Origin of the sequence: Geobacillus sp. BMUD (assembly GCF_013096845.1) — a bacterium.
Taxonomy (GTDB): Bacteria; Bacillota; Bacilli; order Bacillales; family Anoxybacillaceae; genus Geobacillus; species Geobacillus vulcani.
The window spans coordinates 325,095-347,954 of sequence record NZ_SDLA01000002.1 but is presented as its reverse complement, the minus strand read 5'-3'; the positions used below and the strand labels follow the sequence as shown (position 1 = coordinate 347,954).

Here is a 22,860-nt window from a genome sequence, read left to right as displayed (position 1 = left end):
TTATTCCCGTAAAATAAAAGCAGATGTGCGCCAACAATTATGGCCATTTTGTTTTCATGCATCCTCGCTCTCGCAGCTAAGAGTTACACGATGCACCTCGGCGGGCCGAGGAACAAAATGAACCATAAAGGTGGGCACAAAGGCTGCTATATTTTACACAAGGGCTATTATATGATTTTTAAAGGATAAAGTCAACATTTTGTTTCCCTTCTTCTCTATTCTTATGATATAATAAAAGATGCAATTTTTAGAAAAAATTTGTCATCCCATTCTCTCGTTATGGAATGATGATGCCGGTTTGGGTGGAAAAGGCGATGAACAAGGATGAAATGAAGCGGTATGAATCGTTTAAACAAAAATTTTTCCACTGGTTTTTGGCGTTTCAGGACGACGGGCCGTTTTCGGCGGCGGCGGGCGAGTTGCTCGCGCTGCTAAAAGAAGAGCTGGCGCTCGAGCAAGCCGTTTTTTATTCGTACGACCCGACGCGGGCCGCTTTTTATCCGGAAGCGGCCGCGGTTGGAACGCCGGACGCTGGGTTGATCGCGGCTGAAGGAGAGCGTGAAGTTGTGGTTGTCGATGCCGGTGGGCCGCATATGGCGGCCCGGCTCTTTTTCCTGCTTTCCGATGAAGCGCCGGCGATGGTCGAGCTGATGTATCGAAAAGAAAGTGGTTTTGACGAGCGGTTGTTGAGGGAGATCCGGACGGATTTGGCGCGATTGTTTGGGAAACTTAGCGCGGTGCTGCAAGGAACAGGCGAAGAGAAACGGTATGGACAGCTGCATCGCTTCGCCGCAAAAATTCATTCCTCGATGCATATCGATGATGTACTTGAAGAAATTATCCGCACGCTGCAAAACGTCTATCCATCGTTCACCTACCACCTTCTGTTGTCACATGACAACCATCTGCGGGGAAATTTGCCGATTAAAACGCTTGTATTGGATGAAAGGGAAAGACAGACGGCGGCGTTGCGGGCGTTTTTGACTGGGCAAGTGCAATGCGAGGAGATGGAGGCGCCGCCGCGCTCAGTGCTGTACGCCCCGATTAAAGGGGTGCAGGCGGTGTATGGCGTGATTGAAATTATCGCTCCATACGCGGCACCATTTCCGAAGCGGGAGATTCATTTTATTTCGTTGCTGGCGAGCACGGCTGGAAGCGCGCTTGAGAACGCCAAGTTGTATGAACAGTCGCGCCGGCTTGTCGCCGATTTGCAGCTGATCAACGATACGATGCGCCAATTGAACGCCCGGCTGCGGCTTCATGAAGCCATTGAGTACATGGTATCGCAAATCCAACAATCGTTTGGTGCGGATGAAGTCGGTTTTTTCTTGTTTGCCGACGGCAAGCGGGAGCTTTTGCCAGGCAGCACGCCGTTTTTTTTCGACCATCGGTCCGGGCCCTATATCGAATGGGTGGAAAAGCGGCGCCAAAGCGGCAATGACATTTTATTTGCCGGTGATGTATGCATGTCTGCATTCGGCCCGTTTCGCTCCATTATGGCGGCGCCGATGCAACAAAATAAGGAAACGAAGGGGCTGTGCATTGCGCTCGCCAGCGAGCCATATCAATTTACGTTTGAGATGTTTAAGCTGTTGGAATCGCTCGTTCAACATTCAACGCTGGCGTTTATGAACGCGATGCTGCGCGAAGAGCTTGAGAAGCTGGTGGTCACCGATTATTTGACAAAGCTGCATACGCGCCGCTACTTGGACGAGGTGATCCAAACATCCATGGGATCCGATGCATCCGGGGCGCTCATTTTGTTTGACATCGACAACTTTAAGCAAATCAACGATGTGTACGGTCATCAAACGGGCGATGGGGTGCTTGTCCAAGTGGCTGAGACGGTGCGCGCCAACATTCGCGATGGCGATGTAGCGGCGCGTTGGGGCGGGGAAGAGCTGGCGGTGTATTTGCCGAAAGTGCTGCTGTCTGACGCCATTTCGATTGCCCGCCGCATCACAGAAAAAGTCAGGGAACAAACGGTTCCAACGGTGACCGTTTCGTGCGGCGTGTCATGGTGGGAGCGCCATGGCTGCGAGGATGCCAAACAGCTGTTCAAACGAGCCGACGCCGCGCTTTATATGGCAAAAGAGACGGGAAAAAACTGCATTTTTGTGCACGATGACTGTCATTTGTATAAGGTGTAAAAAGAGGAATCCGGACAAGCGGATTCCTTCTTCGCACTTGGTGCGCATTTTTCGTCAGGCGGAAATGAGTACGCTGGCAAATTGTTCCAAGTAGCGGCGATCGATGTCATCGAAGCGGTTTTTCACCGGGCTGTCGATGTCAAGAACGCCAATGATGCAGCCGTCTTTGATGAGCGGCACGACGATTTCCGATTGAGACGCCGCATCGCAGGCGATATGGCCTGGGAATTGGTGAACGTCAGGAACGACCAACGTCCGCCGTTCAGCGGCCGCCGTGCCGCACACCCCCTTGCCGAACGGGATGCGCACGCATGCCGGCAAGCCTTGGAACGGACCAAGCACAAGCTCATCGCCGTCTGCGAGATAAAAACCGACCCAGTTGATGTCGGATAAAAATTGATTGAGCAAGGCAGCTGCGTTCGCCAAGTTGGCGATGAAGTTGGGCTCCCCGGAAATGAGCGATTTCAGCTGTTCGATGACGAGCGCGTAATTTTCTTCGCGTGTTCCATTGTAAGCCATGGGACGAAACATAGAACGGGCCTCCTTTTCATCATGATTGAAAGCACGATCCCTCACCTCAGCATCCAGCGGATGCAAGCGGGGATAAGGCTGATTCGCCTATTTTTTATGATGGCTGCGGGCGATTGTCAATCGAAAGCGCCTCACGGTCCATCCTCTCCCGTCCTTGGTGCAAGTCGGCGGCGCGGTGGGCGTCGGATCCGTAGACGATCGGGATGCCCCGCCGTCGCGCCTCGGCGATCACGCCGCTCGGTGGATACGGCTCCAAGCAGAGCGGTTTGGCGGCGCCGGCGCCGTTGTAGTCCAATTCATAGCCGAACTGCTTGATGTCATCGAGAATGGCAACCATCCACTCATCCATTGATTCCAAGCATGGGAAACGGCGTTGGAACTTGCGCACAAGGGTCATATGGCCGATGCGTTTCGGTTTGTAACGGCCGAGATCCGCGCGGATCGATTGCCGCACCGTTTCGTAGTAGGCGCGGTGGACGCGTTCGACCGATCCGAACAGGCGGACGATCTCGGCAAACATATCTTCGCTGTAATCAAGGCATACATATTGCCCTTCGTGGGCCAAAAAGTGAACCGATAAAATGCTGTCGTCAAGCAGCGGGCCGACCTCGTCGAGCAGGCGGGACGTCTCCTCTTCAAAACCAGGAATGAAATCGACCTCGAGCCCGATGCGGATGGCGATGTCGGTTCGATAACGGGCTTTCACCTCAGCCACCGCGTGCAAATAGCGTTCAAGATCGCTCGGGCTCATTGCGCAGTCTTGGTTTGGCGTCGGATCGACAAACCGCTCTGGAAGCGGCGCGTGTTCCGTGAATGAAATATCGGTATAGCCGAGGGCGATGGCGCGTTCTACATACGCTTCAAGCGGATCGCGGCTTCCGTGCGGGCAAAACGGCGTATGAATATGGCCGTCGCGCATGATGGATTTTCCCCCTTTCTCCCTAATGTATCATAGCAAAAACCCTGTAAAAAAAATAAAAATTTTGGTCAAAAAATGTCGTTAACATGGTATCATAAAAACATTGAAAAACATATATTTCTGCCTTCTCCGCTATTTTCATTTATTCGATAGAAGTAGCTTGAGTGCAAGGAGGGCATCATGCGGATGGGAATGGCATGGATCGTTCTGCTCCTCGGCGCGGGGGCAATCATATATAATCATGTGTACCGGAAGCAGATGTACCGGGAAATCGATCGGCTTGAGGAATGGAAAATCAATGTGATGAACCGGCCGGTCCCAGATGAGCTGGCGAAAGTGAAACAGCTGAATATGACAGGGGAGACGGAGCAGCTGTTTGAACGATGGCGCCAGCAATGGGACGACATTGTGGCAGTGAAGCTGCCGAATGTGGAAGAACAGCTGTTTGACGCGGAGCGGCTGCTCGACAAATACCGCTACCGGCAGGCGCGCCGGCTGCTTGGGCAGATCGCCGACGGATTGCGTTGTCTTGAGGAAGAAGTGCATGAAATCATTCATGAAGTGAATGAGTTGATCGGCAGCGAGGAACAAAGCCGGGCGGAGATCGAAGAGCTGCGTGCGGCTCACCGGGAAGCGAAAAAGGTGCTGATTGCTTACCGTTATACGTTCGGTTCGGCTGCCGACTTGCTTGACGTCCGTTTAACGGAAGCGGAAAAGCAGTTTCAGCGGTTTGCCGAATTGACGGAAGCCGGCAACTATTTGGCGGCGCGCGATGTGGTTCTGACACTGAAGGAAGAGCTCGGCCGGCTCACAGCCATGATGGAAGAAATTCCTAAACTGCTTGGCGAATGCCAAACGTCATTGCCCGCTCAGCTCGCTGAGTTGGCGGATGGCTATCGAGAGATGGAAGAGCGCGGATACATCCTTGACCACTTGCACATGGAGCGCACGCTTCAGGAAAAGCGGGAAAAAATGGAGCGATGTCTGGCCATGATCCATGAGCTACGCATCGAAGAAGCGAAGCAGATTGCCGCTGAGCTGAAAGAAGAGATCGACGCGCTCTACGATTTGCTCGAAAACGAAGTGCTCGCGCATCAATATGTGCAAACGGAAATGCCGCGCATTGGCAGCATGCTTCAGGAGCTCGCCACCGAGGCGAAGGAAACCGAGGCCGAGGCGCTGTTCGTCCAGCAAAGCTACCATTTGGCGCCAAGCGACCTCGAAAAATACCGGAGCATCGAAAAGCAGCTGCACCAGTTGCAAAAGCGGTTTTTTCTCATTCAAGACCGCGTTGCTGAGGCGAAAACAGCGTATTCGCTCCTGAAAGAGGAGCTTGAGCAGCTTGTGTCCCAAATCGAGCTCATGAAGGAAGAGCATGAACAGTTTCGAACGATGCTGCAGACGCTGCGCAAAGACGAATTGATCGCCCGCGAAAAGCTTGAGGCTATGCGAAAAACATTGGCCGAGGCGCTCCGCCTTGTGCAAAAAAGCCGGCTGCCGGGACTGCCTGAGCCGTATTCGCTCGAACTGGCGGAAGCGAGACGCAGCTTGCAGGCCGTCGCCGCGCGCCTGGAGGAAAAGCCGCTTGACATGCCGGCAGTCGATCAGGCGCTGGAGGAAGCGAAAGCGGCTGTGGAACGGCTGTATGAGCGGACGGTGGAAATGATTGAACAGGCGACGCTGGCGGAGCGGACGATTCAATACGGCAACCGCTACCGCCGCCGCTATCCAGCGGTCCGCCAAAGGCTGGAAGAAGCCGAATGTTTATTTCGCCATTATGATTATGAGGAGGCGCTCCGGCAGGCGGTGGCGGCCGTTGAAGAAGTCGAGCCGGGCGCGTTTGACCGTGTGCAGAAACTATGGCAGGAGGATCACAGCCGGGAGCAGTGATCAACCACCCGATAAATGTCGGCTTTCAGCGATATTTATCGGGTTTTTGGTGAATAATGTAAATGATTGTATGTTTTCGTTGCCGATTGGCGCTCATTTTGTTTATCATCTCCAATGGAGAAGCCCCCCTTCCTAGCGTGAGCGTAAGTGGGACTGAAACGGTTTCTCCCATCACGGATGTTCCTCTTGCACGAAAAGAACAGATGGTATAGAATAACGCGATAGGAACGTGTGTTCCTTTTTGCTGGAGGGAAGGTCATGCATAAAGCCGATCGACTTCGGTTTGGGAGAGCGTTCAAGTATATTCTGCTAAGGACAAGCGGAGGATGGAAGCGATGATTTATCTTGACAACAGCGCGACGACCAAACCATTTCCCGAAGTGGTCGATTCGTTCGTCGCCGTCGCCACGAACTATTTTGCCAATCCGTCGTCGCTCCATGGGTTGGGCATGAAAGCGGAGCGGCTCTTGGCGCAGGCGCGCGAACAAATCGCCGCCATGTTGCGCGTCAAGCCGAACGAAATCGTTTTTACCTCCGGCGGAACGGAGGCGAACAATTTCGCCATCAAAGGAGTCGCCTGGCAATATCAGCGGCGCGGCCGCCATATCATTACGACGAAAATCGAGCATCCGTCTGTCGCTGAACCGTGCCGCCAGCTCGAGGAGCTTGGTTTTGAGGTGACGTACTTGCCGGTCGACCGCGAAGGAAGGGTGTCGGTTGAGCAAGTGGAACGCGCGCTGCGCGACGATACGATTCTCGTGTCAGTGATGCACGTCAATAACGAAGTTGGCACGGTGCAGCCGATCGAAGAAATCGGAGCGCTTTTAGCCCACTATCCGAAAACGTTGTTTCACGTCGATCGGGTGCAAGGCATCAGCAAAGTGCCGCTCGACTTGAAGCAAGCCGGCGTTGATTTATGCACGATATCAGCGCATAAATTTCACGGATTGCGCGGCGCCGGCTTGCTTTACGTCCGCGAAGGCGTCCGCCTAGCGCCGTTGATTGCCGGCGGCGGGCAGGAGCGGCAGCTTCGGTCCGGAACGGAAAATGTCGCCGCCATCGTCGCGATGGCGAAGGCGCTTCGCTTGGCGCTCGAGCGCTACGAGCGGGACATCGGCCGGCTTCAAGCATTGAAAGACGAGTGGCTTGAAGCGCTTGCGGCGATTCCAGACATCGAGATCAACACGCCGCGTGATGGCGCCGCCCCCCACATCATCAATTTTTCGCTAAAAAGCGGCATCAAGCCGGAAGTGTTTGTTCACGAGCTGGAGAAAAGCGGAATCTATGTCTCCACGACGTCGGCCTGTTCGTCGAAAAAGAAGGCGCCGAGCAAGACGCTTTTGGCCATGGGGCTCGGCGAGGGCCGCGCCGAGCGCGGCATTCGCATCAGCTTGTCGTTTGACAACAGCCGGGAAGAAATCGCGCCCGCAGTGGCAGCGATCAAACAGGCGATCAAAACGTTAAGCGAGGTAACGGAATAAGATGATGAACTATGACCGCATTTTGATCCGCTACGGGGAAATGACGACGAAAGGAAAAAACCGGAACATCTTCGTCCGGCGTCTTAAAAACAACATTGCCCGCAAACTGCAGGCGTTCGAGCGGATTCAGATTGAATATATGCGCGACCGAATGTACATTTTATTAAACGGCGAGCCGCATGAACCGATCATCGAAAAGCTGAAAACCGTTTTTGGCATTCATTCGTTCAGCCTGGCGATGAAGTGTGAAAACGATCTTGACGCCATTAAGAAAACAGCGCTCGCCGCCGTCCGCCAGCTTCCATACCAAGGAAAAACGTTTAAAGTGAGCGCCCGCCGCGTCGACAAGCAGTTTCCGTATCGAAGCGACGAACTGAACTACGAGGTGGGGGCGCACATTTTGCGGCATACGGACGGACTGACGGTCAACGTGCGCGAGCCGGATCTTGATGTGCGCATTGAAGTGCGCCAAGACGGGACGTATATCACGTGCCGCGACATTTTCGGCGCCGGCGGCCTGCCGGTCGGGACGAGCGGCAAGGCGATGCTCATGCTCTCCGGCGGCATCGACAGCCCGGTTGCGGGTTATTTGGCGATGAAGCGCGGTTTGGAAATTGAAGCCGTTCACTTTTTCAGCCCCCCGTTTACAAGCGAACGGGCGAAGCAAAAAGTGATTGACCTTGTGCGCAAACTGACGACATACGGCGGGAGAATCAAGCTTCACATCGTGCCGTTTACGGAAGTGCAACAAGCCATTTATCAAGGCGTTCCAAACGAGTACTCGTTGATTTCGACTCGGCGGGCGATGCTGAAGATCACCGACGAGCTGCGCCGCCGCCAGCGGGCGTTGGCGATTGTTACGGGCGAAAGCCTCGGCCAAGTCGCAAGCCAGACGCTAGAAAGCATGTACGTGATCAATGAGGTGACCAACACCCCAATTTTGCGCCCGCTTGTTTCCATGGATAAGATGGAAATTATCGAGATTGCTAAACGAATCGATACTCACGATATTTCCATTCTTCCTTATGAAGACTGTTGCACCATTTTTACGCCAAGAGCGCCGAAAACGAAGCCGAAAAAAGAAAAAGTGCTCCATTATGAGAGCCAGCTCGATCTCGCTCCGCTTCTCGAGAAGGCGGTCAATGACACGGAGACGCTGGTCATTGACGAAGAAAACGGACGGGCGGACGAGTTTGCCGAGTTGTTTTGAATCTCAAAATTTACCAAAAAGCATCTCTGCATATCGCCATCTGTTTTCACACATTCTATAGGTACAAGGAGGTGAAAACAGATGGCACGCAACAACAGCAATCAACTGCTCGTTCCAGGTGCGCAACAAGCGCTGGAGCAAATGAAATATGAGATCGCTCAAGAATTTGGCGTGAACTTAGGCGCTGACACGACTTCGCGCGCCAACGGTTCGGTTGGCGGCGAGATCACGAAACGTCTTGTCTCCATGGCGCAGCAACAATTGGGCGGCGCACGCCAATTCTAATTTCATACCGATGGCTTGCGCGGCGGGGGCATCCCCCGCCGCTTTCGTATGGGAAAAATGGTATTCAAAATAGAACGACTATTTTGTATAATAGAGATGCCGACCGCGGCGAAACAAGATAGAGGGGGAGAGGAAAGATGAGGCGGGAAGATTTGATTGCTCCCGAGCGCTACAATTTGACATCGGAAATGGAACGGCATGCGACGGCTCACCCGGATCGGATCGCATTGAAATGGGAGAGCGAGCAAGGAGAAACGAAAGAGATTACATACGGCCGTCTGATGGCGCGCGCCAACCAAATTGGAAACGCTTTCTTATCGCACGGTCTCGAAAAAGGCGATAAAGTGCTCGTCATGATGCCGCGCCTCATTGAAACATACGAAGTATATATAGGGGCGCTCAAAGCCGGGCTTGTCGTCATCCCAAGCTCGGAGATGCTGCGGACGAAAGACTTGCAATATCGGCTCGTCCATAGCGAAGCGAAAGCGGTCGTCGCGTATGCGCCGTATACGGACGAATTTGCGCCGATTGACGGCATCGACCGTTTGACGAAGTTCGTCATCGGAGAACCCCGGGACGGATGGATTCCGCTTGAAGACGCCATGGCGGGCGAGAGCGCAACGCTTGAGGCGGCGGACACCTCGCGCGACGATATGGCGTTTTTGTCGTACACGTCCGGCACAACCGGCAATCCGAAAGGAGTCGTCCATTGCCATGGCTGGGCATACGCCCATTTGCGCACCGCCGCGAAAAACTGGCTGTGCATTGAAGAGGGCGACCTTGTGTGGGCGACAGCCGGACCGGGATGGCAAAAATGGATTTGGAGTCCGTTTTTATCGGTGCTCGGCTCGGGGGCGACCGGTTTCGTCTACTACGGCCGCTTTGAGCCGGAAAAATATTTACAGCTATTAGAAAAATACAACATCAATGTGCTGTGCTGCACGCCGACGGAGTATCGTTTGATGGCGAAAGTGCCGGACATCGGCCGTTATAACCTATCCCATTTGCACAGCGCCGTGTCCGCCGGTGAGCCGCTCAACCGCGAAGTGATCGACACGTTCGCCAAGCATTTCGGCGTCGAAGTGCGCGACGGCTACGGGCAGACGGAGAACACGCTGCTTGTCGGCGTCATGAAAGGAATGCCCATCAAGCCGGGTTCGATGGGAAAACCGACGCCGGGCAACCGCGTCGAAATTATCGATGAAAACGGCGAGCCGTGCCCGCCCGGACAAGTCGGCGACATCGCCGTTCATATCGAAACGCCGGCGCTGTTTAAGTATTATTACAAAGATCCAGAGCGGACGGCGATGCAGTTCCGCGGCGACTACTACATCACGGGGGACAAAGCGCGCAAAGACGAGGACGGCTATTTCTGGTTTGAAGGCCGCGGGGATGACATCATCATCAGCGCCGGCTATACGATCGGCCCGTTTGAAGTGGAAGACGCGCTTGTCAAGCATCCAGCCGTCAAAGAGTGCGCCGTCGTCGCCAGTCCGGATGAAGTGCGCGGCCATGTGGTGAAAGCGTTCGTCGTGCTGCGCGACGGGATCGACAAAGACGATCCATCTTTGATTCCAGCCCTGCAAGAACATGTGAAACAGTTGACGGCGCCGTATAAATACCCGCGCAAAATCGAGTTTGTCGATGATTTGCCGAAAACGGCGTCTGGAAAAATTCGCCGCGTCGAGCTGCGCGAGCGGGAAGCCCGCTTTGCCGGCCGGTCGTCGTAAGCGGAAAGAGCCGGTTGAGCTGGCCGCTGCCGGAAGCAGAGCGATGTCCGCGCAGCGAAAAATGCCGCTCTGTGAGTCGTTTGGCAATCAAAAAGGGTGTTCTGCCTCAGCAGAGCACCCTTTTTTCAAGCGTCTTACAAAAAGACGCGTTTTACTTTATCCCAGAACGAATTGTCTTTTAGGCGCACCGTTTTGACCACCCGGTCGCTCAAGCGGATGTCAATCCGTTCAATATGCTGGATGCTGAGCGCTTCATTGTCGAGGCCGATGATCGGGAAATGGCTGGTTTCCTCTGACATTTTCAGCGTCAACGTCCGCGAGCCGCTCAAAATGAACGGCGAACCGAGCGTCCGATAGCGGTTGCTGTTGAGCGAGGCGAGCTCGCTCACTTGAAAGCACGGCAGGAGCGGATCGACGACCGCCCCGTGCACCGATTTATTGTAGCCGGTGCTGCCGGTTGGCGTCGACACGATGATGCCGTCGCCGCGGAACGTCTCGAAATGCAAGTCATCGATGAAGACGTCGATCGCCATCGTTTTAATGATTTGCGAACGGATCGAACATTCGTTTAAGCAGAAAAACGAAGCCGCACCGTCGATTGTCACTTCGATGATCGGGTAGCGCCGCACCTCGAGCTTCCAATTTTTCGCCGCTTCCACCATATGATCGATGTCGTCAATATGGAAATCGCAGTAAAATCCACGCGCCGGCAAGACGGACACGCCGACGTACAAACGGTCGGGAAGAAATCCCGTCTGCCGCACCGCCTGCAAAAACGCGCCGTCATCCCCGATGCTGACGATGATGTTCGCTTCCCGATAGTCGTCGACGACCACAAACGGCCCGCGCTCCGCCAGTTTCACAAGCGGCTTGACCCGCTCGACAAGCTCGTCGTCGCGCTTATAAAAAAAATAAAGACGGTTGCGTTCCATATCCATGTTTTGCCCTCCTGCTGGCATGATTCCGTGTTTCCGTGTACAATAAATATTGTACCACATTTTCCATCCATTCTAAAAATATGGGAACTGATTCAGGGGGAGAACGATGAATCGAAAACGATGGACGGCGTTGGCCATCGCCGCGGCCTTGTTTGTGATCTCGGTGCTCGTTCAAGCGGTCGGCGCTCTCTTGTCTGACAAGGCCGGCGGCTGGTCGGAAAGCTGGCTGGCGCTCATTGAGGCGCCGTTTACGGAAGAAGTGGTGGAAGACGGCGATCCACTGAAAAAAATCGCCGTGCTGGAAGTGAACGGCGTCATTCAAGAGGCGGGGGAAGCCGAGTCGCTTCTTTCCTCATCGACGTACAACCACCAGACGTTTTTGCAAATGATCCAACAGGCGAAAGAAGATTCAGACGTCAAAGCGATCATCTTGCGCATCAATTCGCCGGGCGGCGGGGTCGCGGAAAGCGCGGAAATTTACGATCAGCTGATGAAACTGAAAAAGAAAACCCATAAGCCGGTGTACGTATCGATGGGAGCGATGGCGGCTTCCGGCGGCTACTACATCGCGACAGCCGGCGATAAAATTTTCGCCAGCCCGGAGACGATCACCGGCTCCATCGGCGTCATCATGCAAAGCGTCAACTATGAAGGGCTGGCAAAGAAGTACGGCGTGGAGCTTGTCACGATCAAAAGCGGGCCGTACAAAGACATCATGAATCCGGCGCGCAAAATGACCGAGGCGGAGCGCGATCTTTTGCAGCGCCTGATCAACCAGTCGTATGAAGCGTTTGTTGATGTGGTAGCCAAAGGGAGAAAGCTGCCGGAAGACACGGTGCGCAAGCTGGCGGACGGCCGCATTTATGATGGCCGCCAGGCGAAGGCGCTCCGCCTTGTCGACGAGTTCGGCTACTTGGATGACGCCATCGCTGCGCTCAAAAAAGAGCATCATTTAACCGGCGCCCAAGTCGTAAAATACGTAAACGATGCGCCGTGGAGTTCGCTGTTGGAAATGGCGTCGAACCGGATGAAGCCGGACAGCGAGGCGGCGGGGCTGATCCGCCTGCTGTCGCGTCCCTCCTCGCCGCGGCTCATGTATTTATACGCTGAGTAAAGGAAGTGGGAACATGACAGACATGCAAGCGACGGCGCCGCCGATGGACCCTCTTCCGCCGGCGGAACGCCCCCTCTGCTACGGCGGCTTTTGGCTCCGCTTTTGGGCGTATTGGCTCGATGTCATCGTCGTCTCGAGCCTCAACCGGCTTGTCGTCTGGCCGCTTTTCCGCCTGTTCGATTGGCCGCTTACGCGGGACGGTTTGTTCGCGCCGGCGGCGGTTGCGGCAGCGGTCGTCTTTTACGCCTATTTCGTGTTGATGACAAAATGGTTCGGACAGACGCTTGGCAAAATGGTGTTCGGCCTGAAAGTGGCCGATGAACGCGGCGAGCCTTTGACATGGCTTACTGTGCTGTTCCGCGAAGTCATCGGCAAGTTCATTTCCAAGACGTTGTTTTTTATCGGCTTTTTGTTCGTAGCTTTTTCCGAAAAGAAAAAAGGAATGCACGATCAGTTTGCCGATACGATCGTCATCCGCGAGTGATCCGCCCGCCTCGACGGGAAGAAGTTGTATAAGATGGCCACCTGCCGAAACGGCAGGTTTATTTTTTTTTCAGATGGCGACAATGGATGATGAAAGGGAGGACGGACATTGAAAGCAGTCATCGCGGTCATCGCAACGGTTGTTCTTTTGCTTCTTCTCGTCGCTTGGATGAAAGTATCGGTGACGATTGTGTTTCGGCATAGGCAAGATGATGACGAAGCCAAAATTGTCGTGCGCACGCTCTTTGGCCTCCTCCGCTACACGGTTCGCATCCCGTTGATCAAGGTGGATATGGACCCGGATGCGCCGGGGGTGGCGTTTCTCCATAAAAAAGGAATGGGGGGGACGCGCGGAAAAGAGGAAAAGAGAGGAACAGTGACGCCGCAAAAAATCGCCGACCTGTTTCGGCAGCTGAAACGGTTTCTCGAGCAAGTCGTCGACTTGCATGAAATTATGAAACAATTTTACCGCCACGTGACGATTACGAAATGGGAATGGAAAACGAGAATCGGCACCGGCGACGCCGCGTTAACCGGCTTGCTTGTGGGGCTTGGCTGGTCATTGAAATACATGATCATCGGCGCCGCCAGCCGCTGCATGAACATGAAAACGACCCCCGCTGTCGCCGTCATGCCGGCATATGACCGGACTGCCTCGGAAACAATGTTTTTATGTATGATTCACTTTCGAATCGGGCATGCTATGGTAGCAGGATGGCGAGTGATCAAACATTGGCGCGGACGGCAGCCGCCAAAGCGGAATCCATTGGCGGCCAAGCAGGCAAATGAAGGCTACTAGGAGGAATGAGCATGACGAACCATCCGATTCAAGGGCTGATGACAACAGCGATGGAAAACTTAAAACAAATGATTGACGTCAATACGATTATCGGTGACCCGGTCGAGACGCCGGATGGCAGCGTCATTTTAACTGTCTCGAAAGTCGGGTTTGGCTTTGCCGCTGGCGGCAGCGAGTTTATGCTTGACGGCCAACAAAATGGCCATCAAGGAACACAAGCCGGCGGAAACGGGCAGGCTCAAGGGAACGGACATCCGTTTGGCGGCGGCAGCGGCGGCGGCGTGTCGATTACGCCGATTGCGTTTCTCGTCGTCAACTCGTCTGGGGTGAAGCTGCTCCATCTGGACGAAAGCACGCACTTATACGAAAAAATTCTCGATGTCGCTCCGCAGGCGTTCGAGAAGATTCAGGCGATGCTGAAGAAAAACAAGAAAGACGGTGTCGCACACGAAAGAGCGAACGACTTTGACATTTAGCCGGACCGCTGGCGTCCGGCGTTTTTCCGTTTGGCGGCGCAACCGGACAAAATCGTTGAAAAATTCCGTTCCACGTTTTAGTATGGAAGTAGTACATATTTTTCTAAAGGGGGAGAGAGCCCATGGCCCATGTGACGTTTAAAGGGCAGCCGGTGACGCTTGTCGGCAACGAAGTGAAAGTCGGCGACAAAGCGCCGGATTTCACCGTGCTTGATCAAAACTTGCAGGAAGTGACGCTCGCGGATACGAAAGGGCACGTCCGTCTGATCAGCGTCGTTCCGTCGCTCGATACCGGGGTTTGCGATGCGCAGACGCGCCGATTCAATGAAGAAGCGGCGAAGCTGGACAACGTGAAAGTGTTGACGATCAGCGTCGATTTGCCGTTTGCGCAAAAGCGGTGGTGCGGCGCCGCCGGCATTGAGAACGTGCAAGTGTTGTCCGACCATCGCGATGTCTCGTTCGGACAGGCATACGGCGTCTTGATCAAGGAGCTGCGCCTGCTTGCCCGCGCCGTGTTTGTCATCGACAGCAATGACACGGTGACGTATGTTGAATACGTGCCGGAAGTGACGAACCACCCGAACTACGAAGCGGCGATTGAAGCGGCGAAAGCGGCGAAATAACGATGAGCGGCGGACATCCGCCTGCATAGGTTGCTCGCTTTGATCACAGCGGCCCCGACTCGTTCGGGGCCTTTTCTCGTTTCTATCGGCGCCTTTCTTGCGGCGTGAGACGGACGGTCGTACAATATACAGAAGGGACGTTGGCAGAAAGGTGGGGACGTATAGATGATGACGCCAGTCGAACGGTTGTTCACCGTATTCGACGAGACGGCCCAGATTTTGCAAGAAGAATTGCAATGCACGTATTTGGAAGCCGTTGCGGAGACGGGGGAAAATTTGTTTCACGGCGACGTGTTGCAAGACGAAGTGAGTGAGCTGAACGCGAAACGGTTGAAAAAGCAGTATCGCGAACTGATGCTGGAACGGTTTCAAAACGAAGACATCCGCAAAGCGTTCCAGTTGGCGGTGCTAAAAGGGATGCGAAAGCATGTCCAGCCGCATCATCAAATGACCCCGGATGCGGTCAGCTTGTTTTTGGCCCATTTAGTCCGCGAGTTTACGCGATCGCATTTGGCGGTGACGGTCCTCGACCCGGCCGTCGGCACGGCGAATTTATTGACGGCGGTGTTAAACGGCCTTCGGGGCAAACAGGCGGCCAGCTACGGCAGCGATGTCGACGACCTGCTCATCAAATTGGCCTATGTCAACGCGAACTTGCAAAAGCATCCGGTGCAACTGTTTAACCAAGACAGTCTAAGGCCGCTGTTTGTCGAGCCGGTTGATGTTGTCGTCTGCGATCTGCCGGTCGGCTATTACCCGGATGACGACAATGCCGCCCGCTTCGCCTTAAAAGCAAACGAAGGAAAGTCGTACGCCCACCATTTGTTCATCGAGCAAAGCTTGCGCTATACGAAAGAGGGGGGCTACTTGTTTTTCCTCATCCCGAATACGTTGTTCTCGAGCCCGCAGGCGGGGCAGCTGAACGAATTTTTAAAAGAGGCGGCCATCGTCCAAGGAGTCTTGCAGCTGCCGCTGTCGATGTTTAAAAACGATCAGGCGGCCAAAAGCGTGTTTATTTTGCAAAAGAAAGGGCCGAACGTCAAAAAGCCAAAACACGTGCTGCTTGTCGATTTGCCTAGATTTTCCAACAAATCAGCGATGCAGGCGATGATGGCAAAAATCGACGCCTGGATCACCGCGGAAAAAGAACAGTGACAAGAGGGTGTCCCCAATGGCAACGGGACACCCTTTTTGATCACTGACCCGTCAAGCCCATTCGCCAAACGGGAAGTTGCCTCTTCCTCCCTCCTTGCGCTCACGCGTGGAAGAGGGGTTTCTCGATGATCAAGGCCGCTCTTTCACCGCCCTTTTTGATCAGCGTCGTTTTCATTTTTCGCAACATAAAAACTTTTTCTTGCAACCGGTTGCGAAACAAAGCCGCGCTTGAAACGGGAAAACGGGAGGCATACAATGAAAAAGGCATAGTGAAACGGCGCTCAATCGCGCACACTAACGGTAAGCGTGATCGGATTTTGGCAAAAAAGGAGCTGTGTTTTCGATGGCGAAAGTGCTAGCCATTAATGCAGGAAGTTCCTCGTTGAAGTTTCAGCTGTTTGAGATGCCGGCGGAAACGGTGTTGACCAAAGGGGTTGTCGAACGGATTGGCTTTGACGACGCGATTTTCACCATCGTCGTGAACGGCGAAAAACATCAAGAAGTGACGGCGATTCCGGATCATGCCGCGGCGGTGAAAATGCTGCTTGATAAACTCATTCGCTACGGCATCATCCGTTCGTTTGACGAGATCGACGGCATCGGGCACCGCGTCGTCCACGGCGGCGAAAAGTTCAGCGATTCGGTGCTCATCACCGAGGATGTTATCAAGCAAATTGAAGAAGTGTCCGAGCTCGCTCCGCTCCATAACCCGGCCAACCTCGTCGGCATTCGGGCGTTTCAGGAAGTGCTGCCAAACGTGCCGGCGGTGGCGGTGTTTGATACGGCGTTTCACCAAACGATGCCGGAACAGTCGTTTTTATACAGCTTGCCGTATGAGTATTACACGAAATTCGGCATTCGCAAATACGGCTTCCACGGCACGTCGCACAAATACGTCACCCAGCGGGCGGCGGAGCTTCTCGGCCGGCCGATCGAACAGCTGCGCCTCATCTCGTGCCATTTAGGCAACGGGGCGAGCATCGCGGCGGTTGAGGGCGGCAAGTCGATCGACACGTCCATGGGCTTTACGCCATTAGCCGGCGTGGCGATGGGGACGCGCTCCGGCAACATCGACCCGGCGCTCATCCCGTACATTATGGAAAAAACGGGAATGACCGCCGATGAAGTGATTGAGGTGCTGAACAAAAAGAGCGGCATGCTCGGCCTGTCCGGCATCTCGAGCGATTTGCGCGACTTGGAAAAAGCGGCCGCCGAAGGAAATGCGCGCGCGGAACTCGCGCTTGAAGTGTTTGCGAACCGGATTCATAAATACATCGGCTCGTATGCGGCGCGCATGTGCGGGGTCGATGCCATCATCTTCACCGCCGGCATCGGCGAAAACAGCGAAGTCGTGCGGGCGAAAGTCTTGCGCGGCCTCGAGTTTATGGGAGTTTACTGGGATCCGATCCTCAACAAAGTGCGCGGCAAGGAAGCGTTCATCAGCTATCCTCATTCGCCGGTCAAAGTGCTCGTCATCCCGACCAATGAAGAGTTGATGATCGCCCGCGATGTGATGCGGTTGGCGAATTTGTAAACAAAGAGCCAAGGAGTTTCATAAATCAACAAACAAAAGGCTGTTCACAAAAGATCGTATTTTGACCTTTTGGAACAGCCTTTTCATTATTGAGCAAGCTGAACAGAAAACATGTGGAAAAGGAACAGCCGCTAGGTTGGCAAAGCAAATCCTTTTTCTAAATATCCCAATGCTTCGTCGATTACCTTCATATAGTCCGTTTCATGATGCTGGACACAATAAAATTGCATTGATAATACTGCTCCCATTAATGCTCCAGTAAGAGTGAGCACAAAAATGTCATCATGCTTGCGGCTCATACGTTCGGCTAACAGTCGAGAAATCATTTCCGCGGTTGCGGTGACTTGATGAAATGCCGCTGCCCGCAGTTCCCGCACTGTCAAAGCAAGTTCGATGCGCTCGCGAATGGCAGAACGCTCAGCTTCAGACAGACTGTTAAACACTTCTTTCAGCGCCAGACGAAACGCTTGAATCGGATGAAGGTGATGTGGTTGTTTCCGGAATGCATCTATGATCAGCGGATCATAATCGTCGTCTAACACAACCGATTCTTTTGTTGGAAAATAACGAAAAAAGGTGCTGGGCGAGATTTCGGCCGCATTCGCGATTTGCTCGACTGTTGTTGCATGGTAGCCTTGCTCGCGAAAGAGGCGCAAGGCGCTTTGTTGAATGAGTGCTCTTGTCTTCGCTTTTTTTCGCTCTCTTAGCCCTGATTGAGGTTGCTCCTGTGAAGACATCATTTCACCTCCGCCCCATAGATTGTCTGAGGAAAATAAGAGATATTGTCTTTATCTATAGTGTACAGCTTTTTCATCAGGGGCACAAATCCGTCATTTAATGGACTGACATTCTTTGTTTTGATTTGCTAGAGAATTGGTTAGGCAAAAAGGCGAACGACAAAATTGCGCCCAATATCGCGATTCCGCAACACGTCCATAGCATGGCCTCCATTCCATGAACAAAAGCTTTGCGCACAGAAGAGAGTAGTTGCATCGATTGGATTTGATGTGCTGCTTCCACCCCTGTTGATACGCTTTGTTTCACTATATGTTTAAGCTGACTCGGCAACTGGATTGCTTCTATACGACTGCGATACTGTGAATTTACAATCGTGCCTAAAACGGCTACTCCAATCGACCCTCCGGCTTGCCGCAATGCCATAATGAGTGCTGAACCAACACCGCTTCGTTCCGCCGACAGTTCTCCTAAAGCTGCATCCATGGCAGTGGGAAGCGCTAATCCTAAGCCGATCCCCACTATCGTGATCCAAAGAGCGATAAATTTGTATGGATGGTCGATCTGCGTCGTTCCGCCGATGCCTAACCCGATGGCAAGAAAGACAAAACCGATGAAGGCATTGCTTTTGGGTCCGATTTTTTCCAAGAGGAAATCGGCCGACTTGGCTCCGACGATCAGCCCTCCAATGAGAGGGAGCAAACGCAAACCTGTTTCCAGTGTATCGTTGCCTTCTACTGATTGGAAATATTGGGGCAACGTGAATAAGAGACCGAACAGCGCATATGTGGCCAATGTGGCTAATATCGCCCCGAAAGTAAAGCTGCGGGAACGAAAAAGGGACAGATCAACAAGTGGATGTTTGACCTTTTTCTCCAATATGGCAAACACAGACAGCATGAAGCATCCAATGGCCAGAAAGAGAATGACTTCATTATGGCTCCATCCTTTTTCTCCAGCTTTAATGGCTCCATACGTGATCGATACAAGACCGGTGCTTGATGTCAAGACTCCGAGCCAGTCGAGTTTAGAATGATGAGGGCTGCGCGACTCCGGCATGAGCCAAGAGACCGCTGCAAGCGCGACAACAACAAAGGGAAGATTCAATAAGAAGACCGATCCCCATTGGTAATGTTCAAGCAACCATCCACCGACAATGGGGCCAAGCGGAATCCCCAACATATTCGCTGTCGCCCAAATCATCATTGCCTTCGTGCGCTCCCGTTCGGAAAACAGCACAGGAAGAATGGAGATCGATAATGGGATCAGAAAAGCGGCTCCTAATCCAAGAAATGCCCTCATCCAGATCAATATTTCCGGAGAATTGGAATAAGCGCAGCCTATAGAAGCCAATCCAAATAAACATAAGGCAAATAACAGCAGCCTTTTCCGACCGAAACGGTCACCTAGCATGCCGGCTGGAAGAAGGAAGGCGGCCATGGCCAAATTGTACGAATCTACAAACCATTGAAGATCGCTTGTTGACGCATGGAGTTCTGTGGCTAAAGTTGACAACGCTACATTCAAAATCGTGATATCTAGCCCTACTGCAATCAAACCTAGTGATAATGAACCAAGAATCCACCATCTTTTCATATTGGTGTTTTGCATGTATAATCCCTCTCTTTCTGTAATGATATTATATTTCATTTGGAATTTTATATAAAATGAATGTAAATGTCAATTTATATTTTATATCTTTTTTTTGGAGGTAGAATTCAGTGCCTTCCATGGAAGTCAGGCCACCATTGAAAAACAGTTTATCTTCAATCAAGAAAACTAGCCCTGGAGGTGGTCGAAGCTCGAAAGGAGAGGGGAAAAGAACCAACATGCTTGCAGCATACTTTAGATCTGCCCTCATTGTTTTGCCTAAGAACCGAAAGTATGGCGCAACCATAATCTGAACCTGGCCAAGCTCGCCGAATTGTGTGGCAACGGTTAGCAGGATGAATGATGTGAGGGATATTTCATATGTGCAGCAACATCGATTTTTCGCTTCTGGAGAGGGGGGGCCGGCGGCTATCCCGGTATCTTGGCTGGTTTGTTTCCCCCTCAAAATTCGGAATGGTGCATCGTTTTGTTTTGACTTATGGTGGAAGGGGAGAAAGGTATGGAAGGAGGGAATGGACGTGCCTATTTTTCGTGATGATGTCCATTTTTATCGGGTCATCGGTGAATTCATGAATATTGCGACTCGTGAACGAACATGGGAAGAGCTGCGCGCATGGTGGGGGCATCATCCCGCCTATTATGAACAAGGGAACGAATTGGAGCAAATCAATCGCATCGGCGAGCAAATCCGCCGTTCCCGCGCCGCGTTCGTCTTTTATTTGACCGATCCGGAGGCGGTCATCAGCATCGATGCGAGGCGGCCAAAGCCCGGCGAACATTACGAAGTGCTGTTCGGCCGGGTTCTTGATCAGCCTGATGTCGCCATTGTGACAACCGGGGATGTCGCCCACCAATTTTGGGGCGGCAACATCAACGTTCCATTGGCGCTCATGACCGGAAAAATGAAGGCAAAAGGATCGAAAGCGAAGGCGCTCCAGCTGTTGCCGCGCATCGTGCCGGCGTTTCCACTTTATCGGCGCTATTTGGAACTGATTGGTGAGCGCGCGCTTCTCCATGCTTTAAAAGCATAAAAACATCGGGGAGCGCCGCGCAGGAGGAAAGAAAGTTCCGACGATTTTCGGGATAGGACGTGAAACGGAAAGGCGATATAGTAAAAGTACAAAACGATATTTCAGATAGTTCTAAATTTTAAGGAGGTCATGAAGATGACGACGGTAAGAGACATTTTCCAACTGATCGATTCGCAATTGAGAGAAGACCCATCCCGCGCTGACGGGATTGTCGCGGTGTACCAGTTTAACTTAAGCGGGTCTGATGCGGGGGTGTACCAAGTCGTCCTTCGTCCAGATGCGGGATTTGTCATTGAAGGAGAGCAAGAAACACCGGATTGCACGCTCAGCATGGACAGCGACGATTTTAAAAAAATGGTCGACGGCGAGCTCAACGGAACGGAAGCGTTTATGAGCGGGCGGCTTCGCATTGATGGGGATATGGGGCTGGCGCTGCGTCTTCAAGAAGTGCTGTCCGCCTATAACAGCGCCAATCAAAACCAATAAGCACACCAAGAAAAACGGCCAGCATGTTGTTCCGTGCATTGACAACAGCACCGACCGTCAGAAGGAAGGAGACAAAAGGCAGCGGGCTTGGCCTTTTTCGCAGGCCCGCCCAATTTGGTTAAAGGAGACGGGGGAATGGATTTACGAACGGTTTGGACGAAAAGTATCGAGCAGTTCGGTCCTTATCCGGCACTGATTTTTGAGGGAAATGAATATACGAACGTGGACTGCGATGCCCGTTCGTCCCAGCTGGCTCATGTGTTGATTGAACTTGGGGTCAAGCCGGGCGACCGCGTCGTCGTGACGATGCCAAACAGCCCGGAAGTGGTCGTCGCTTTCAGCGGCGTCTTGAAGGCAGGAGCCGTTGTCGTGCCGGTGCTGCCGCTGTTGCAGACGCAGGAACTCCATTACATTTTTCAAGATTGCGAACCGAAAGTCGTGCTGACAGCGGAAATGCTGTGGACGAAGGTGAAAGACGCGGCGAACGGATTGCCGGCGTCTCCGATGATATTTACGCTGGATGATCTTGATTCCCCGCGCTCTTTACGGACAAGAGTGGAACAAGCTCCTGCCAGCATGCCGCTGGCGGCAGTCACCGAAAACGCTCCTGCCGCCTTGCTTTACACATCAGGAACGACCGGTCAACCGAAAGGGGTCGTGCTGACGCATCGCAACTTGTATGCCAACGCGGAAGCAGCGGCCGAGATGGCGAAGCGGCTGCCGACCGAATATGATCGCGTCGGTCTTGGCGTGCTGCCGATCTCCCATGCGTTCGGCTTCACGATGATGAATGTCGCGCTGTTGTTGGGCGACAAGATCGTCCTCCTGCCGTATTTCGAGCCGAAAAAAGTGCTGGAGACGATCGAACGGTATCGGGTGACGCATACGGCAATGGTGCCGGCGATGTTCCATGCGTTGTGCTATTGCCCCGAGGCGGACCGCTATGACACGTCCAGTTTGGTCGCGTGCGTGTCCGGGTCGGCGTCATTGCCGCGCTCATTGGCGGAGCAGTTTCAGCGCAAATTCGGCTGCTTGATTTTGGAAGGATACGGACTGTCCGAGGCGGCGCCGATTGTGACGGCGACCGATCCGACGAAGCCGATCAAGCCGGGGTCGGTCGGGCTTCCGCTGCCTGGCGTGCAAGTGGCAGTCGTCGATGAACACGGCAACCGCCTGCCGCCAAACGAAGTCGGAGAACTGATTGTTTCCGGCCCGAATATTTTCCAAGGCTACTACCGAAAAGACGAAGAGACGCGCCAAGCGCTGCGCGACGGCTGGCTATATACCGGCGATATGGCGCGCATCGATGAAGACGGGTACGTGTTTATCGTCGACCGGAAAAAAGATGTCATCATCCGCGGCGGATTCAACATTTACCCGCGCGATATCGAGGAACTACTCATGTCCCATCCGGATGTGCTGGAAGCCGGCGTCGTCGGTGTTCCTTCGCCGAAAATGGGCGAAGAAGTCGCCGCATATGTCGTCGTCCGACGTGGGTCCCAAGTGACGGAAGCGGAGCTGATCGAGTTTTGCCAAAAGCGGGTGGCGAAATACAAAAGCCCGCGTTTTTTGAAAAAGGTCGGCTACTTGCCGAAAAACATGATCGGCAAAATCGACAAAAAGAAGCTGCGTGAATGGGCCAGCGAGTTTATTTCCGCTGTTCAATCGTAATGGAAAAG

21 protein-coding genes are annotated in these 22,860 nt (G+C 53.3%); 16 read left to right on the top strand and 5 right to left on the bottom strand.

Annotated features, from left to right (window positions below):
- Positions 1-314: 314 nt before the first annotated feature.
- Positions 315-2,150: a sensor domain-containing diguanylate cyclase gene (locus ETC05_RS05475; protein ID WP_031407625.1), complete on the top strand. Its 1,836-nt coding sequence runs from the start codon at positions 315-317 to the stop codon at positions 2,148-2,150.
- A gap of 54 nt (positions 2,151-2,204) precedes the next feature.
- Here ETC05_RS05475 and ETC05_RS05470 read toward each other — a convergent pair whose 3' ends face one another.
- On the bottom strand, positions 2,205-2,681 hold the full coding sequence (locus ETC05_RS05470; RefSeq protein ID WP_031407626.1) for a GAF domain-containing protein: 477 nt from the start codon (positions 2,679-2,681) through the stop codon (positions 2,205-2,207).
- A gap of 94 nt (positions 2,682-2,775) precedes the next feature.
- Positions 2,776-3,600, bottom strand: coding sequence for a histidinol-phosphatase HisJ (gene hisJ, locus ETC05_RS05465; RefSeq protein ID WP_031407627.1), 825 nt, complete (start codon positions 3,598-3,600; stop codon positions 2,776-2,778).
- Between the two features lie 186 nt (positions 3,601-3,786).
- Here hisJ and ezrA point away from each other — a divergent pair, with 186 nt between their 5' ends.
- The 5 genes from ezrA (at position 3,787) to mbcS (ending at position 10,196) form a co-directional block, all read left to right on the top strand.
- Positions 3,787-5,490, top strand: coding sequence for a septation ring formation regulator EzrA (ezrA, locus tag ETC05_RS05460; protein WP_171660535.1), 1,704 nt, complete (start codon positions 3,787-3,789; stop codon positions 5,488-5,490).
- Positions 5,491-5,825: 335 nt separating this feature from the next.
- A complete protein-coding gene (locus ETC05_RS05455; RefSeq protein ID WP_031407629.1) occupies positions 5,826-6,971 on the top strand; it encodes a cysteine desulfurase family protein in 1,146 nt (381 codons plus the stop codon).
- A gap of 4 nt (positions 6,972-6,975) precedes the next feature.
- On the top strand, positions 6,976-8,181 hold the full coding sequence (thiI, locus tag ETC05_RS05450) for a tRNA uracil 4-sulfurtransferase ThiI (RefSeq protein ID WP_031407630.1): 1,206 nt from the start codon (positions 6,976-6,978) through the stop codon (positions 8,179-8,181).
- Positions 8,182-8,262: 81 nt separating this feature from the next.
- Complete coding sequence (locus tag ETC05_RS05445; RefSeq protein WP_031407631.1) at positions 8,263-8,466, top strand: alpha/beta-type small acid-soluble spore protein; 204 nt, start codon at positions 8,263-8,265, stop codon at positions 8,464-8,466.
- A gap of 137 nt (positions 8,467-8,603) precedes the next feature.
- On the top strand, positions 8,604-10,196 hold the full coding sequence (gene mbcS, locus ETC05_RS05440; RefSeq protein WP_031407632.1) for an acyl-CoA synthetase MbcS: 1,593 nt from the start codon (positions 8,604-8,606) through the stop codon (positions 10,194-10,196).
- 134 nt (positions 10,197-10,330) lie between these two features.
- Here mbcS and ETC05_RS05435 read toward each other — a convergent pair whose 3' ends face one another.
- A complete protein-coding gene (locus tag ETC05_RS05435; protein ID WP_031407633.1) occupies positions 10,331-11,134 on the bottom strand; it encodes an NAD kinase in 804 nt (267 codons plus the stop codon).
- A gap of 106 nt (positions 11,135-11,240) precedes the next feature.
- Between ETC05_RS05435 and sppA the strand changes: the two genes are divergently transcribed.
- From sppA to ETC05_RS05400, 7 genes are all read left to right on the top strand, one after another.
- Complete coding sequence (sppA, locus tag ETC05_RS05430) at positions 11,241-12,248, top strand: signal peptide peptidase SppA (RefSeq protein ID WP_031407634.1); 1,008 nt, start codon at positions 11,241-11,243, stop codon at positions 12,246-12,248.
- 13 nt (positions 12,249-12,261) lie between these two features.
- Positions 12,262-12,732, top strand: a complete 471-nt coding sequence (locus ETC05_RS05425; protein ID WP_031407635.1) for an RDD family protein — start codon at positions 12,262-12,264, stop codon at positions 12,730-12,732.
- Between the two features lie 108 nt (positions 12,733-12,840).
- Positions 12,841-13,530 (top strand): DUF2953 domain-containing protein, encoded by a 690-nt coding sequence (locus tag ETC05_RS05420; protein ID WP_171660534.1) that lies wholly within the window; start codon positions 12,841-12,843, stop codon positions 13,528-13,530.
- Between the two features lie 11 nt (positions 13,531-13,541).
- Positions 13,542-14,006: a GerW family sporulation protein gene (gene ytfJ, locus ETC05_RS05415; protein ID WP_031407637.1), complete on the top strand. Its 465-nt coding sequence runs from the start codon at positions 13,542-13,544 to the stop codon at positions 14,004-14,006.
- Positions 14,007-14,128: 122 nt separating this feature from the next.
- Positions 14,129-14,629 (top strand): thiol peroxidase, encoded by a 501-nt coding sequence (gene tpx, locus ETC05_RS05410; protein WP_031407638.1) that lies wholly within the window; start codon positions 14,129-14,131, stop codon positions 14,627-14,629.
- A 165-nt stretch (positions 14,630-14,794) separates the two neighbouring features.
- A complete protein-coding gene (locus ETC05_RS05405; protein WP_031407639.1) occupies positions 14,795-15,784 on the top strand; it encodes a class I SAM-dependent methyltransferase in 990 nt (329 codons plus the stop codon).
- A gap of 343 nt (positions 15,785-16,127) precedes the next feature.
- Positions 16,128-17,318, top strand: coding sequence for an acetate kinase (locus ETC05_RS05400; protein WP_171660533.1), 1,191 nt, complete (start codon positions 16,128-16,130; stop codon positions 17,316-17,318).
- 131 nt (positions 17,319-17,449) lie between these two features.
- Here ETC05_RS05400 and ETC05_RS05395 read toward each other — a convergent pair whose 3' ends face one another.
- Positions 17,450-18,055 (bottom strand): acyl-CoA-like ligand-binding transcription factor, encoded by a 606-nt coding sequence (locus ETC05_RS05395; protein ID WP_031407642.1) that lies wholly within the window; start codon positions 18,053-18,055, stop codon positions 17,450-17,452.
- Positions 18,056-18,152: 97 nt separating this feature from the next.
- Positions 18,153-19,664, bottom strand: coding sequence for a DHA2 family efflux MFS transporter permease subunit (locus ETC05_RS05390; protein WP_171660532.1), 1,512 nt, complete (start codon positions 19,662-19,664; stop codon positions 18,153-18,155).
- Between the two features lie 518 nt (positions 19,665-20,182).
- Between ETC05_RS05390 and ETC05_RS05385 the strand changes: the two genes are divergently transcribed.
- The 3 genes from ETC05_RS05385 (at position 20,183) to ETC05_RS05375 (ending at position 22,852) form a co-directional block, all read left to right on the top strand.
- Positions 20,183-20,695, top strand: a complete 513-nt coding sequence (locus ETC05_RS05385) for a hypothetical protein (RefSeq protein WP_171660531.1) — start codon at positions 20,183-20,185, stop codon at positions 20,693-20,695.
- A gap of 135 nt (positions 20,696-20,830) precedes the next feature.
- On the top strand, positions 20,831-21,181 hold the full coding sequence (locus tag ETC05_RS05380; protein ID WP_031407646.1) for an SCP2 sterol-binding domain-containing protein: 351 nt from the start codon (positions 20,831-20,833) through the stop codon (positions 21,179-21,181).
- 135 nt (positions 21,182-21,316) lie between these two features.
- Positions 21,317-22,852, top strand: a complete 1,536-nt coding sequence (locus tag ETC05_RS05375) for a class I adenylate-forming enzyme family protein (RefSeq protein ID WP_171660530.1) — start codon at positions 21,317-21,319, stop codon at positions 22,850-22,852.
- Positions 22,853-22,860 lie beyond the last annotated feature (8 nt).